The sequence below is a fragment of the Mycobacterium sp. 1465703.0 genome (genome assembly GCF_001672975.1).
Taxonomy (GTDB): Bacteria; Actinomycetota; Actinomycetes; order Mycobacteriales; family Mycobacteriaceae; genus Mycobacterium.
On the sequence record NZ_LZKU01000163.1, the window covers coordinates 28654 to 42873 of the forward strand.

Annotated in this window: 14 protein-coding genes; 11 read left to right on the plus strand and 3 right to left on the minus strand. The window is 64.3% G+C overall.

The features are described 5' to 3' along the window. Positions 1-98: 98 nt before the first annotated feature. Both A5625_RS14250 and A5625_RS14255 read left to right on the plus strand, forming a co-directional pair. Positions 99-1091: a sensor histidine kinase gene (locus A5625_RS14250; protein ID WP_066994655.1), complete on the plus strand. Its 993-nt coding sequence runs from the start codon at positions 99-101 to the stop codon at positions 1089-1091. 254 nt (positions 1092-1345) lie between these two features. After that, positions 1346-1852: a homocitrate synthase gene (locus tag A5625_RS14255; protein ID WP_066994658.1), complete on the plus strand. Its 507-nt coding sequence runs from the start codon at positions 1346-1348 to the stop codon at positions 1850-1852. Between the two features lie 53 nt (positions 1853-1905). On the opposite strand, the gene A5625_RS14260 is transcribed toward A5625_RS14255, so the two are convergent. After that, positions 1906-3384 (minus strand): cytochrome P450, encoded by a 1479-nt coding sequence (locus A5625_RS14260; RefSeq protein ID WP_066994660.1) that lies wholly within the window; start codon positions 3382-3384, stop codon positions 1906-1908. Positions 3385-3498: 114 nt separating this feature from the next. Between A5625_RS14260 and A5625_RS14265 the strand changes: the two genes are divergently transcribed. Beyond that, positions 3499-4134: a TetR/AcrR family transcriptional regulator gene (locus A5625_RS14265; RefSeq protein WP_066994665.1), complete on the plus strand. Its 636-nt coding sequence runs from the start codon at positions 3499-3501 to the stop codon at positions 4132-4134. Positions 4135-4165: 31 nt separating this feature from the next. Next, complete coding sequence (locus tag A5625_RS14270; RefSeq protein ID WP_066994809.1) at positions 4166-5098, plus strand: SDR family oxidoreductase; 933 nt, start codon at positions 4166-4168, stop codon at positions 5096-5098. Here A5625_RS14270 and A5625_RS14275 read toward each other — a convergent pair. Further along, complete coding sequence (locus A5625_RS14275) at positions 5033-6070, minus strand: DNA polymerase IV (RefSeq protein WP_066994812.1); 1038 nt, start codon at positions 6068-6070, stop codon at positions 5033-5035. The genes A5625_RS14270 and A5625_RS14275 overlap by 66 nt on opposite strands. Beyond that, positions 6067-6675, minus strand: coding sequence for a TetR/AcrR family transcriptional regulator (locus A5625_RS14280; RefSeq protein ID WP_066994669.1), 609 nt, complete (start codon positions 6673-6675; stop codon positions 6067-6069). Before A5625_RS14280 ends, A5625_RS14275 begins: the two co-directional genes overlap by 4 nt. A 90-nt stretch (positions 6676-6765) precedes the next feature. Between A5625_RS14280 and A5625_RS14285 the strand changes: the two genes are divergently transcribed. From A5625_RS14285 to A5625_RS14315, 7 genes are all read left to right on the plus strand, one after another. After that, positions 6766-7320, plus strand: coding sequence for an NAD(P)H-dependent oxidoreductase (locus tag A5625_RS14285; RefSeq protein ID WP_066994672.1), 555 nt, complete (start codon positions 6766-6768; stop codon positions 7318-7320). A gap of 505 nt (positions 7321-7825) precedes the next feature. Continuing rightward, positions 7826-8065: a redoxin NrdH gene (locus tag A5625_RS14290; RefSeq protein WP_066994675.1), complete on the plus strand. Its 240-nt coding sequence runs from the start codon at positions 7826-7828 to the stop codon at positions 8063-8065. A 27-nt stretch (positions 8066-8092) separates the two neighbouring features. Further along, entirely contained in the window at positions 8093-8539 is a 447-nt protein-coding gene (gene nrdI / locus A5625_RS14295; protein ID WP_066994678.1) for a class Ib ribonucleoside-diphosphate reductase assembly flavoprotein NrdI, read from the plus strand. Next, a complete protein-coding gene (nrdE, locus tag A5625_RS14300) occupies positions 8509-10674 on the plus strand; it encodes a class 1b ribonucleoside-diphosphate reductase subunit alpha (RefSeq protein ID WP_066994681.1) in 2166 nt (721 codons plus the stop codon). Before nrdI ends, nrdE begins: the two co-directional genes overlap by 31 nt. A gap of 394 nt (positions 10675-11068) precedes the next feature. Then, positions 11069-12505, plus strand: a complete 1437-nt coding sequence (locus A5625_RS14305) for an FAD-binding oxidoreductase (protein ID WP_066994684.1) — start codon at positions 11069-11071, stop codon at positions 12503-12505. Positions 12506-12748: 243 nt separating this feature from the next. After that, positions 12749-13648 carry an SAM-dependent methyltransferase gene (locus A5625_RS14310; protein ID WP_066994688.1) on the plus strand — a complete coding sequence of 300 codons (900 nt, stop codon included), beginning with the start codon at positions 12749-12751 and terminating at the stop codon, positions 13646-13648. Positions 13649-13759: 111 nt separating this feature from the next. Beyond that, on the plus strand, positions 13760-14203 hold the full coding sequence (locus A5625_RS14315) for an MmpS family transport accessory protein (protein ID WP_066994691.1): 444 nt from the start codon (positions 13760-13762) through the stop codon (positions 14201-14203). Positions 14204-14220 lie beyond the last annotated feature (17 nt).

Sequence of the window (14220 nt, forward strand, 5' to 3'; positions counted from 1 at the left end):
GCGTAAATGTGATTTGTCGCGCGGTATAACGAAGCACCGTCTGGGGTATTGGAAAGGGGAGGGAAGGCGACAGCCGACCCTGCAGGGGGTTGGCATAAGTGATTGAAAGCGAGAGCGCTGAAGTGACGGCGGCTAACGAAACCAGACAATACGGTTTCGTCCACTCCGCATTGATTTATCACTCTCAGCAGGAATTGTTGGACCTGGTTAGGCGGTTTGTCGCCGACGGTTTGGCGCTGGACGAGGCGGTGCTGCTCGCCATGCCTCCGGAATCGTTGGCGCTGCTCCAAGGTGAGGTGTATCCCGACAACGACCTGGGCGCCGAGGTGCGCATGGTCGATATCACCGAGGCCGCACGAAATCCGAGCCGGTTCATGGCGATGGAAGGTGCGTTCATCGACGAGCACCCGGATCGGCGGGTGCGGATCGTCAGCCAACTCGCTTGGCCCGGCCGCACCGAGGAGGAGTTCATCTCCTGCATCGAGCACGAAGCGATCGTCAACGAGGCGATGGACGGTTATCCAGCGACGAGCCTGTGCCTCTACGACGCGAGCCAGCTCGACGACGGCGTCATAGCCGACGCGCGGGCCACACATCCGATGCTGTGGGAATCCGGTGCACTGCAGCGCAGTCCGGCCTATGCCCCCCGTGACGTCCTGGAACGCTGCAACCAGCCGCTGACCGCCGGTCCCGGAGCCGTGACCTACATGGTCCGCAAGTCCGCGGACCTTCGGCCTGCTCGATCCTTCGCCGTCGACTACGCCGGCTGGATGGGGCTGTCCCAGGAGACCATCGAGGATCTGCAGTTGGTCGCCACCGAGTTGGCCACCAACAGCCTGATGTACACCGGGGGCGCCTGCCGGTTGGCCTTCTGGCAAGACGACGGGCATCTGGTCTGCGAGGCACGCGACACCGGACGATTCGACGACCCGTTGGTGGGCCGGCTGGATCCGGGTCCGCGCGGTCCGGCGAGTCGCGGCCTATATCTGGTCAACGCGATCTCGGACTTGGTGCGCACCCATACCGCAAGGACCGGTACGACGATTCAGGCATACCTGCGGTTTGAGCTCGCGGCCAATCCGGCCGGATAACGGTTGGAAGAACAGAGTGACTCGCTGAGAAGACACGTCCCAGCGGTCCGTTTATGCCGCTCAACGGCGGTGGCCCCGCGCCGGCAGCAGTTGCAGGAATCGCGCCGAGGGGTCTAATGTCGACGCTCGTGCGTCTTTTCGAGCGTGGCGTAGTAGCTAGCACCCGCAGCGGGGTCTGATCCTGACCGACCCCCCGCTGTGGGTCGGAAGCTACCGCCGTCGGTCACTCCTGCTGACCAGAAAAGACCGGCACCATGACTCTTCCCGAGCGCAATCAGCTCCAAAATTTCGAATCCGCCAGTGCGTGGTTTGGCGAACGCTTCGGCGTCGCGTTACCCCGCGGGCTGCGGGAGCAGGCCGACGCGATGTCCTGGGAGAACTTCGTCGCGACCTACCGGCGCACCGCCGGTCCACTGCGGCTAGGCCACTGGGAGTGCATTGACGCTGACCGTGCCACGACCCGAATGGGGCCGCAGGCCCGCGACTTTCGGGCGGTGATCGCCGTGGGCGATCGCATCAACACCGCCACCGCGGCCGCGGGTGGACCGGTCGCGGCTTTGACCGCGATGCTGCATGAGCGCGGAATCACCGTCGAGATCGTGAAGTTCCATCAGATGCGATCGGCAACCGGCATCGCCACTTTCATCCGCGGCAGTGACGGCCTGCGCGCCGAGTGGGCTATGGGTTGGTCAGACGAGCCGACGCAGTCGGCGTTGCGCGCGGTAATCGCTTGCGCCAACCGGCTATTCGCTGTCGAGTGACGCTCGCCAGCCCCCCACCGCGACGACGGGGAGTGTCACCGTCGTCGGGGAACTCAGAGCGGGCGCAACACAATCGGCATGCCGTCCATCGGAATCGGCATGCCGCCGTAGTCCCAGTGCGGCTGGTAGCCCGGCCGCGCCAGCTCCAGGCGGTAGCGGCGCAACAGCCGGTGCACGACGGTCTTGACCTCCAGCTGACCGAACACCATGCCGATGCACTTGTGCGCACCACCGCCGAACGGCGCGAACGCGTACCGGTGCTTTTTGTGTTCCGAGCGCGGTTCGGCGAATCGATCCGGGTCGAATTTGTCTGGGTCCGTCCACAATTCGGGCAGCCGGTGGTTCATGCCGGGCCAGATGGTGATGTTGGTCCCGGCCGGTATGTAGTGGCCCAGCAACTCGGTGTCGCGCACCGCCATTCGCATGTTGAACGGCAACGGGGTCACCATGCGTAACGACTCGTTCATGATGAGTTCGAGCGTTTCCAGCTTCTCCAGCGACTCGATGTCCAGCGGTCCGTCTCCGAGCCGGGCCGACTCCTCGCGCGCCCGCTCCTGCCACTCCGGGTGGGCGGCCATGTTGTAGACCATCGTGGTGGTCGTCGAGGTGGAGGTGTCGTGAGCGGCCATCATCAAGAAGATCATGTGGTTGACGATGTCCTCGTTGGTGAAGCTGTTGCCATCGTCATCTTCGGTGTGGCACAGCACCGTGAGCATGTCGTTGCCGGTGGCGTTGCGGCGATCCCTGACCCGCTCGGCGAAGTAGTCCTCCAGCAACTTGCGGGCCCGTAGGCCGCGCCACCACTTGAACGGCGGAATCGGCTGCCGGATGATCGCGCCACCGGCGCGCGTCGTCGTGGTGAACGCCTGATTGACCTTGGTGACCAGGTCATGGTCGGACCCCGGCTCGTGTCCCATGAACACCAGCGACGCGATGTCCAGGGTGAGTTCCTTCATCGCCGGGTGGAACAGGAACCGCGCGTCGTTGGTCGGCCAGTTAGCGACGATGTCGGTCGCGACCCGATCAATGTGCTCGACGTAGCCGGTCAGCCTGCTTCGGGTGAAGGCCTCCTGCATGATCCGGCGGTGGTACATGTGCTCGTCGAAGTCCAGCATCATCAGGCCGCGGTTGAAGAACGGCCCGATCACCGGGTGCCAGCCCTTCTGCGAATAGTCCTTGTTCTTGTTGGAGAACACCGCCTGGGTGGCGTCCGGCCCCAGCGCCGTAACCGCCGGCATGATCGGCGAATCCAGATAGATCAGCGGGCCGTGGTTTCGGTAGAGATGCAACGCATAGTCCGGCCCGCCGCGGAACAGTTCGATGATGTGGCCGAGAATCGGCAGCCCGGCATCGCCCAGCACGGGTTTGAGGTCGCTGCCGGCCGGCGGTTGCGCCAGGACCTTGGTTTCCCACTCGTGGGCCAGCAGGCGCTTCTCGATGGCGCCCATGCCCGGGATGGTTTGCAGCGTCGGGGTGAACCGGCGCCGCGCCTGATCCAGCAGGTACTGCGGGGTGCTGATGGTGGCGGTCATAAACGCTCCTTTGCGTGCCCTCCCGGTGACGGCCGTCACTGATTTATTACCTTCGCTGACAAACTTGACGGCTGTCAAGTTTGCTTTTTGCCCGGCGTGGTGCAAGGTCAGGGAGTGACCAGCCACCCCGCCACTCCGGAGCCGGGCGCACGAAGGCGTGGCGACAAGCAACGCCAGGCGATCGTGCAGGCGGTGCACGAACTGCTGCAGGAAAAGCCATTTGCCGAGTTGTCGGTCAGCACCATCAGCCTGCGAGCCGGGGTGGCCCGGTCCGGCTTCTACTTCTACTTCGACTCCAAATATGCGGTGCTGGCACAACTCATGGCCGAGGCCGCCGAAGAACTCGAGGAACTCACCGAGTACTTCGCCCCCCGCCAGGCGGGCGAATCGCCTGAGGAGTTCGCCAAGCGGATGGTCGGCAGCGCCGCGGCCGTCTATGCGCACAACGACCCCGTCGTGACCGCCTGCAACGAGGCCCGCAACACCGACGTCGAGATTCGCGATTTGCTGGATCAGCAGTTCGAGGTGGTGCTGGGCCAGATCGTCGGAATCGTCGAGGCCGAGATGAAAGCCGGGACGGCCAGTCCAATCAGTGACGACCTGCCGACACTGATCCGCACCCTGGCCGGCACCACCGCGCTGGTGCTGACCGGCGACCCGATCCTGACCGGGCGCGACAGCGACCGGGACCGACGGGTGCGAGTTCTCGAGCAGTTGTGGTTGCACGCGCTGTGGGCCGGCCGTCCCTGAGGCGGTGTTTACCGCCGGTATCGTCACGGCCATGGCGCACAGGGGATCCGGGCTTTCATTCGCAGGAAAACGGTGCTTGGTCACCGGCGCGGCCAGCGGCATCGGCCGCGCCACGGCATTACGGCTGGCCGCCCAGGGCGCTGAACTCTATTTGACCGACCGCGACCGCGACGGCCTCGAACAGACCGTGGCCGACGCGCGAGCGCTGGGTGCCCAAGTGCCCGAACATCGGGCGCTGGATATCGCCGACTATGCGCAAGTGGCCGCGTTCGCCGCCGATGTCCACGCCGCCCACCCGAGCATGGACGTCGTCCTCAACATTGCCGGCGTCTCTGCGTGGGGCACCGTCGACCGGCTGACCCACGAGCAGTGGAGCAAGATGATCGCCATCAATCTGATGGGTCCGATCCACGTCATCGAGACTTTCGTCCCGCCGATGGTGGCGGCCAAGCGGGGCGGTCATCTGGTCAACGTGTCCTCGGCGGCCGGGTTGGTGGCGCTGCCATGGCACGCCGCCTACAGCGCCAGCAAGTACGGACTGCGTGGCCTGTCCGAAGTGCTGCGCTTCGACCTGGCCAGGCACCGTATCGGGGTATCGGTCGTGGTGCCCGGCGCGGTGAACACCCCGCTGGTGAACACCGTGGAGATCGCCGGGGTGGATCGTGAAGATCCCGACGTCGCGCGGTGGGTGAGGCGATTCGCCGGCCATGCCGTATCGCCGGAGAAGGCCGCCGAGAAGATCTTGGCCGGGGTGGCCAAGAACCGATACCTGATCTACACCTCGGCCGACATCCGCGCGTTGTACGCGTTCAAAAGGCTTGCCTGGTGGCCCTACAGCGTGGCGATGCGCCAGGTGAACCAGATCTTCACCCGCGCGCTGCGGCCCGCCCCCGTCCCGCTAGTCCGGCATGATCAGCTCGAGACGCACTCCGAGCAACCGGACCGGCCGGTCGAGCTCGAATAGGTCGAGAACGCGAAGGGCCGCGGCCACGATGACATCGCGATCGGTGCTGGGTGCATCGAGCTTGCGGATCTTGGTGCGCGTGTAGAAGGTCGCGGTTCGGACGGTGACCGCCACGCGGGTCACGACTCGGTCCGCCACCAGCACATCCGTCAGCGCCTGTTCGGCCAAAGCCGTTACGGCCGTGTCCATCTCGGACCGATCGGTGAGATCTTGCGGAAAGGTGACGACGTGGCTGCGGGAACGCGGCACCCAGGGCTCGGCGCTGACCTGGGTATCGCCACCGCCCTTGGCCAACAGCAGCAGCCACAGCCCGGTGCGTGGGCCGAACGTGGCCGTCAGCAACTCCGCATCACTGTGGGCCAGCTGCCACACCGTTGTGATATCAAGAGCAGCAAGCTTTTTCGCGGTCTTGGGTCCGACGCTCCATAGCGCGTCGACCGGACGGTCGCCCATCAGCGGCATCCAGTTCGCATCGGTCAGCAGAAAAATGCCGCCCGGCTTCGCGAAGCCGGTGGCGACTTTGGCGCGCTGCTTGTTGTCGCTGATGCCGACCGAGCAGGACAGCCCGGTTTCCGAGGAGATGACGCTGCGAATCTGCTGGGCCACCTCGCTCGGGTCCGCCGCGGTCACCGCGACGTACGCCTCGTCCCAGCCCCACACTTCCACCGGGTGCCCCAAATCGCGCAGCACCCCCATCACCTGGTCGGACGCCGCATCGTAGGCGGCCGGGTCCGAGGGCAGGAAGGTCGCTTCGGGGCAGCGGCGCGCGGCCGCGCGCAGCGGCATGCCTGCGCGCACACCGAATTTCCGGGCCTCGTACGAGGCGCAGGTGACGACCTTGCGCGGCTCGCTCGGGTCACCGCTGCCTCCGACGATGACTGGCAGACCGGCTAATTCGGGATGTCGGCGCAACTCGACCGATGCCAGGAACTGGTCGAGGTCGACGTGCAGGATCCAGTTCGTGGTGGTCACCGCCCGCAGAGCTTGCGCGCCAGGCTCTCCCACGCGTCACCCAACGTCGCCAGCGTGTGACCGCCCTCGGCCAATTGATGCTCGACGTAGTCCACGTCCAGCAGCGCGAGCAGCGCGTCGGTCTGGATATCGAGGTCGCCGGAACAATCGGCCGCCTTGAGCAGCATCCGCACGTGCGTGTGCAGCACCATGGCCGGCGCGTTGTGCCGGTTCTGCGGATCGCGGTTGGCCGCAGACAGTAGTTCCCGATGGTCGTGAGCGAAACGGATGCGTTCCCGGCCGAACGCCGCCAGTCGCTCGGTCGGCGGCGCGCCGGGACCCAGCGGCGGCGGACCGAACAGGAACGCTTGCTGAACGGCCTGTTCGTCCTCGTCGAGCAGCACCATCATCAGGCCGGCCCGGCTGCCGAAGCGGCGGAACAGCGTGCCCTTGCCGACTCCGGCGGCGGCGACGATGTCGTCGGTGGTGACGGCGTCGGCGCCGCGCTCGGCGACCAGGTTTCGGGCAGCCTGGAGGAGCAGGGCGCGGTTGCGTGCCGCGTCACCCCGCTCCTGGTGCACCACCTGTGGGGTGAACACCCGCAACTCGCCCGAGCGCTCGTTCATTAGTGCACTTTAACGCCGCCGGAATAAAGCGGACTATAGTCCGGTTAGGCCGTGCGAGGATGTACACGACAACCGGAGGGACTTGAAGCAGTGGCAATCAACATTTTGGCGTTAGTGGGAAGTCTGCGGGCCGCATCGATCAACCGCCAGATCGCCGAATTGGCGCGGGAGGTCGCCGCCGACGACGTGACCGTCACGATCTTCGAAGGCCTCGCTGAACTGCCGTTCTACAACGAGGAGATCGACGAGGCGATGAACACCGACGCGCCGCCGCTGGCCCCGGTGACCGCGCTGCGCACCGCGGCGGCCGACGCGGACGCCGCCCTGGTGGTCACTCCCGAGTACAACGGCAGCATTCCGGCCGTCGTCAAGAACGCGATCGACTGGTTGTCCCGCCCGTTTGGCGACAGTGCCTTGAAAGGCAAGCCGTTGGCGGTGATCGGGGGATCCTTTGGCCGGTATGGCGGGGTGTGGGCGCACGACGAGACCCGCAAGTCCTTCGGGATCGCCGGCGCGCGGGTGGTCGAGGATCTCAAGCTCTCCGTGCCGTTCAAGACCCTGGAGGGCAAGACGCCCGCCGAGCATTCCGAGCTGCCGGCAAAGGTGCGTGATGTGGTGGGCAAGCTGGCCGCCGAAGTCGGCTGATTAGCAGAAGTCAATAGGTCGCCCGTCAGGCGACCAGGGTGGTTAGTTCAATCGAATAGCAGAAGCCGCCAGCTCCGCCTGGCGGCTTTGCTAGCTGTAGGCGGGCCAGTCGTCCTCGACCGGTGATGTCGGTGGTCGCTGCTATACCAATGCACAGGGGAGCCTACGCCGGCGCGTGTGATCTGCGACACGCCGAGCGGGCGTTCGGATTTGTTCGCGGCAGCGCTCACGACCAGGGAATTTCAAAAATGTTATTCAGAACATCTTGTATCTCGACATCTTGTCAGCCACTAGGTGTAGTGTTTCGAGCACCGGCAGATCCCAGGACCGCCAAGCCAGCCAGGCTCGGTGAACCCCCCGAAATCGGCGCCGACGGGTCATTCGACCTGAACCGCCGAGCGACGGGAATCAGGGGGCCTGACGGATCGCTGAACATAGCAAAGACGCATTCCCAAAGTAGTTGCCAGTCCGTTGGGTCCCCTCTTCCGCAAAGGAGCGGCATTCTATGAGCATCACCGTGTACACCAAGCCGGCGTGCGTGCAGTGCAGCGCGACCTACAAGGCGTTGGACAAGCAGGGCATCGCCTACGAGACGGTCGACATCTCGCTGGACGCCGAGGCGCGTGATTACGTGATGGCCCTGGGGTACCTGCAGGCTCCGGTCGTGGTGGCAGGCAACGATCACTGGTCGGGTTTCCGTCCCGATCGCATCAGGGCGCTCGCCACGGCGGAACTGAGCGCGTAAGGCAAGACGTTAGGTAAGGAGGTTGCGGTGCAGTCGCGCAACCTGGTCTATTTCTCCTCGGTGTCGGAGAACACCCATCGCTTCGTCGAGAAGCTGGCTATCCCCGCCACGCGGATACCGCTGCATGGCGGCATCGAGGTAGACGACCCCTACGTCCTGGTCCTGCCCACCTACGGCGGCGGGCGGGCCACTCCGGACCTGAACGCGGGCGGTTACGTCCCCAAGCAGGTCATCGCCTTTTTGAACAATGAGCACAACCGGTCGTTGATCCGCGGCGTCATTGCCGCGGGCAACAACAACTTCGGCGCCGAATTCGCTTACGCGGGCAACGTGATCTCGCGCAAGTGCGGCGTGCCGTACCTGTACCGCTTCGAACTAATGGGAACCCAAGACGACGTGGATGCCGTCCGCGCGGGCTTAGCCAATTTCTGGAAGGAACAGACGTGTCACCAACCGTCGCTGCAGAGCCTGTAACCACCGGAGCCCACGCGTTGCCGGGGGAGACGGATTACCACGCGCTCAACGCGATGCTGAACCTCTATGACGCGGACGGCAAGATTCAGTTCGACAAGGACCGCGAGGCTGCGCATCAGTACTTCCTGCAGCACGTCAACCAGAACACGGTCTTCTTCCACAATCAGGACGAGAAGCTCGACTACCTGATCAAGGAGAACTATTACGAGCGCGAGGTTCTCGACCAGTACAGCCGCAACTTCGTCAAGACACTGCTGGACCGCGCCTACGCCAAGAAGTTCCGGTTCCCGACGTTTCTGGGCGCGTTCAAGTACTACACCTCCTACACGCTGAAGACGTTCGACGGAAAGCGTTACCTGGAGCGCTTCGAGGACCGCGTGGTCATGGTGGCGCTGACGCTGGCCGCCGGTGACACCGTTCTGGCCGAAAAGCTGGTCGACGAGATCATCGACGGCCGGTTTCAGCCGGCCACCCCGACGTTTCTGAACTCGGGCAAAAAGCAGCGCGGTGAGCCGGTGAGCTGCTTTCTGCTGCGCATCGAGGACAACATGGAGTCGATCGGGCGATCGATCAACTCCGCGCTGCAGCTGTCCAAGCGCGGCGGGGGAGTTGCGTTGCTGCTGAGCAACATTCGCGAGCACGGTGCCCCGATCAAGAACATCGAGAACCAGTCCTCGGGTGTCATCCCGATCATGAAGCTGCTCGAGGACTCCTTCTCCTACGCCAACCAGCTGGGGGCCCGGCAGGGCGCCGGCGCGGTGTACCTGCATGCGCATCACCCGGACATCTACCGGTTCCTGGACACCAAGCGCGAGAACGCCGACGAGAAGATCCGGATCAAGACGCTGAGCCTGGGCGTGGTGATTCCCGACATCACCTTCGAGCTGGCCAAGAAGAACGAGGACATGTATCTGTTCTCGCCCTACGACGTCGAGCGGGTCTACGGTCTGCCGTTCGCCGACATCTCGGTCACCGAGAAGTACTACGAGATGGTCGACGACGCCCGCATCCGCAAGACCAAGATCAAGGCGCGGGAGTTCTTCCAGACGCTGGCCGAGCTGCAGTTCGAGTCCGGTTACCCCTACATCATGTTCGAAGACACGGTGAACCGGGCCAACCCGATCGACGGCAAGATCACCCACTCGAACCTCTGCTCGGAGATCCTGCAGGTGTCCACGCCGTCGGTGTTCAACGATGACTTGTCGTATGCCAAAGTGGGCAAGGACATCTCGTGCAACCTGGGGTCGTTGAACATCGCCAAGACGATGGACTCGCCCGACTTCGCCCAGACCATCGAGGTCGCGATCCGCGCGCTGACGGCGGTGAGCGATCAGACGCACATCTGGTCGGTGCCTTCAATCGAGCAGGGCAACAACGAGTCTCACGCAATCGGGCTCGGCCAGATGAACTTGCACGGCTACCTGGCCCGCGAGCGCATCCTGTATGGCTCCGAAGAAGGTGTCGACTTCACCAACATGTACTTCTACACCGTGCTCTACCATGCGTTGCGTGCGTCGAATCGCATCGCGATCGAGCGGGGGATTAAGTTCGGCGGGTTCGAGAGGTCGAAGTACGCATCGGGTGAATTCTTCGACAAGTACACCGAGCTGGTGTGGGAACCGGCCACCCCGCGGGTGCGGGAGTTGTTCGCCGAGGCGGGCATTCGCATTCCGACCCAAGAGGATTGGCAGCGGCTGAAGGAGTCCGTGCAGCAGCACGGCATCTACAACCAGAACCTGCAGGCCGTCCCGCCGACCGGGTCGATCAGCTACATCAACCACTCGACCAGTTCCATCCACCCGGTGGCGAGCAAGATCGAGATCCGCAAGGAAGGCAAGATCGGCCGCGTCTATTACCCGGCGCCGTATCTGACCAACGACAACCTGGAGTACTACCAGGACGCCTACGAGATCGGCTACGAGAAGATCATCGACACCTACGCCGCGGCCACCCAGCACGTCGACCAGGGGCTGTCGCTGACGCTGTTCTTCAAGGACACCGCCACCACCCGAGATGTGAACAAGGCGCAGATCTACGCCTGGCGCAAGGGAATCAAGACGCTGTACTACATCCGGCTACGCCAGATGGCGCTGGAAGGCACCGAGGTCGAGGGCTGCGTGTCCTGCATGCTCTAGGACACGCGGGCTTCGCATCGCCGAGGCCGATCGCGGGATAACACCTCCCCGCGGATACCTGCTGCCCGAGTCACACGGCCGGGTGCGGCTTGATGTTTCTCATCGCCCCGATCGTTACGTCGTCGTGCCAGAAGCGGCGGGGCCCTGGCTGTCCGCGCTCTGCGGACAAGCGCCGCGTTATCTGGGTAGACCGGTGGTGGCGGTATCCCTAACTTTGCAGCAGACCGTGGCCGCCGCAAAACGGCGGCTGGTAAGCCCGCAAGCCATTTGGACCGATCGACAGTCGTGCCCACCGGGACACCAGCCGTCAGGTGACCGTCCCGAACACCGTCGGCTCGACGGTCTCTTCCGTGGTATCCGCCCCCCGATCGCACTACGAAAAGAGGATTTAGCCGTGGTTTTCGGTTGTTCCAGTCTCTCGCCCGTCCAGCCGGAGGATGTCGCAGCCCTGGTTGCGGTGGTGTCGGGTTCGGTTCTGCTGCCGGGTGACGTGGGATACGACGACGAACGCGCCGTCTTTAACCTCAACCATGAGCTCCAGCCCGCTGTGATCGTGGTGGCGCAGTGTCCGACCGATGTCGAGGCGGCCGTTGCCTTCGCGGCGAGACAGCGTCGCCCGGTTGCGGTGAAGGCCACCGGCCACCAGATCGTCGGCACGGCAGAAGGGGCCGTTCTGATCAATACCCGCCGGATGAACGACGTCGAGATCGACGCCGTCGGCCGCACGGCAGGGGTCGGCGCCGGGGCGATATGGGGAGAGGTGGTCGAGAAGGCGGCCGAGGCTGGGCTGGCACCGTTGAACGGGGCCAACCCCACGGTAGGGGTCGCCGGTTACACCCTGGGCGGCGGTCTGAGCCCGACCCTCGGCCGCTCCCACGGCTACGCCGCGGACCACGTGCGCTCGCTCGATGTGGTGACGGCAGACGGCGAATTGCGGCATGTCGACGCCGAATCCGATCCCGAGCTGTTTTGGGCGCTACGCGGTGGCAAAGGCAACTTCGGCGTGGTCACCAGGCTGGAGTTTGCGTTGTTTCCGGTTTCCCGCATCTACGGCGGTGCCCTCTACTTCCCAGGGGAGCACATGGCCGACGTGCTGCGCGCCTGGACTGCTTGGCACCCGAACACGCCGGAATCCATGGTCTCGTCGTTCGCGGCCCTGCGACTACCGCCGCTGCCCGAAATCCCCGAGCCGCTGCGCGGCGTGTTCACGGTGGCGCTGCGGATCGCCTACAACGGCACGGCCGAGGACGGCGAACGGATGATCGCGCCGCTCCGGGCAGTCGCGCCGACCGTGCTGGACACCGTAGCGGACATGCCGTACACGGCAGTCGCATCGATCCACGCCGAGCCGACCGAACCATTGCCATACTACGAGCGCAGCGTCATGCTGCGGGAATTCCCCGCAGAGTCGCAGGACAGGCTGGTGGAACTCGTCGGCCCGAACTCCCGAACCTCCATGTGGATCGCCGAACTGCGTGCCCTTGGCGGAGCCTGGGACCGAGAGCCGTTGGTGCCCAACGCCGTAGCGACCAGAGGTCTGCCGTATGTCTTGTTGGGCGTCGAGGTCGGTCCGAAGTCAGAGGAACGGCGGCTCAAGGAGTCGGTCGCTGCGCTGCTCGACGGGATGGCAGCCTGGCAGGCCGACCGGCGGCTGGTGAACAACCTTGCCCCTGAAGAAGCGGCCGACGTCGTCGCGATCTACGGTCCGGAATGCTACGAGCGCCTGGCGCACGTTAAGAAGATCTACGACCCGAGCAACATGTTTCGCTTCAACCACAACGTGCTGCCGGCCGCCCGGACCGACAGTCGGCTGCCCCAGGCTCGTCCATAGGCCCACCATCCGGGCTTTGGTTCGTGATTTGGGCGTCAATTGGCTGCCTGGATCGCGATGCATCTGCATCGACTTTCCCTGTGCGCGGTATCACGCACTGTGGGCGTCGAACCTCCGCGCTTTCCGGCTACCGACCGCGCCATTCGAGTAGACTGGCCGTCGTCGTAGCCCTAACTTTGCACCAGAAAGCGGCCTGAACGAGGGTGACTCGTTCGGGCGCAAGGTGATTCAAAGGGGCGAACAATGCCACGGACCCATGACGATAGTTGGGACCTCAAGACGGGGGTGGGCGCGACCGCCACACTGGTCGCTGCGGCGCGGGCGGTCGCCAGTAGGCAACCCGATCCGGTGATCCGCGACCCGTTCGCCGAAGTGTTGGTCAGGGCGGTCGGACTGAAACTGTTCACCCAAATTGTCGACGGCGCAATCAATTTCTCTGACCTCGAAGCCGACTGGATGCCGGACTACTTCGGCGTGCGGACCAGAACCCTCGATGACTTTGCCCGCCAAGCGTGTCGAGCCGGCATCCGCCAAGCGGTGATTTTGGCCTCTGGACTGGATTGTCGGGCTTACCGATTGGACTGGCCGCCGGCGACGGCCATCTACGAGATCGATCAACCCCAGGTCATCGGGTGGAAGCGGCGCGTCTTGACCGGCTTGGGCTGGGCACCTGCCGAAGGACACCATTGCTTGGGCATCGATCTGCGTCAGGACTGGTCGACAGCGTTGCGGCAAAACGGTTTCGACGCCACGCAGCCGACCGTCTGGATCGTCGAGGGGCTTCTCATCGGATATCTTCCGCCGGAGGGACACGACCAGATTCTCGACGCGATCACCAATTTGAGTGCTCCCGGTAGCCAACTTGGGGCGGATTACGTCGAGACTCCCAGAACCGATGCGCTCGGCGAAATTCTGAGAAAACGCCACGCGGTATGGAATCAATTAGACCCCGAGATCGACCTGCGCAGTGTAACTTTCGCCGGACAGCACACAGACACCGCCAAGTATCTGGCCGAACGCGACTGGACGACGCGCAGTGCTGAGATCGCCGACGTCTTCAACGCGGCCGGACGGCCCGCTCTCAGTGCCGACGGCTTAGTCGAGTTGAGTTTCACGCGGATGCTGAGCGCAGTGCGCATTTAACGCGTCCTGCGGCGGCTCAACTCCATCGTCGCGACCACCCATCGCTCATGCGGCCACGGTGGTCCACCTGTTTCGATTTCTCGTTGTGAGTGCCCGAGGAGGGTCATCGTCATGGTCACGTCTCTACGCCGGCGACTGGTCAGCAAGCTGTGGCTACCTACCCTGGTGGTCGTCGTTGCCGTCTTGGCGGGGACCGTCATCGATTCCGCGCACAGGATCTTCGGTTCCCAGGATCGAACCCGGAGCCCGGGCGACAAATTCTCGATAGCTCAGTTCAATCCCAAACGCATCGAATACGACGTGTTCGGCGATTTGGCAGGCTGGGGGAGGGTCAGCTATTGGGATGTGAACTCGCACGCAATCGCCGTCGACCTGGCGACGTTGCCCTGGACGCATACCGAAGTCACGGTGTTGACGACCGCGACCGCTGACATCACCGCGCAGGTCGCCGGAGGCAATGTCGGCTGCCGCATCATCGTCGACGGCCAGGTGCGTTCCGAACACACCGCCACGGGTGAGCACGCCGGGGTCTGGTGCCAGGTGCTGTCCGCATGAGGCATAACAGCGTCGAC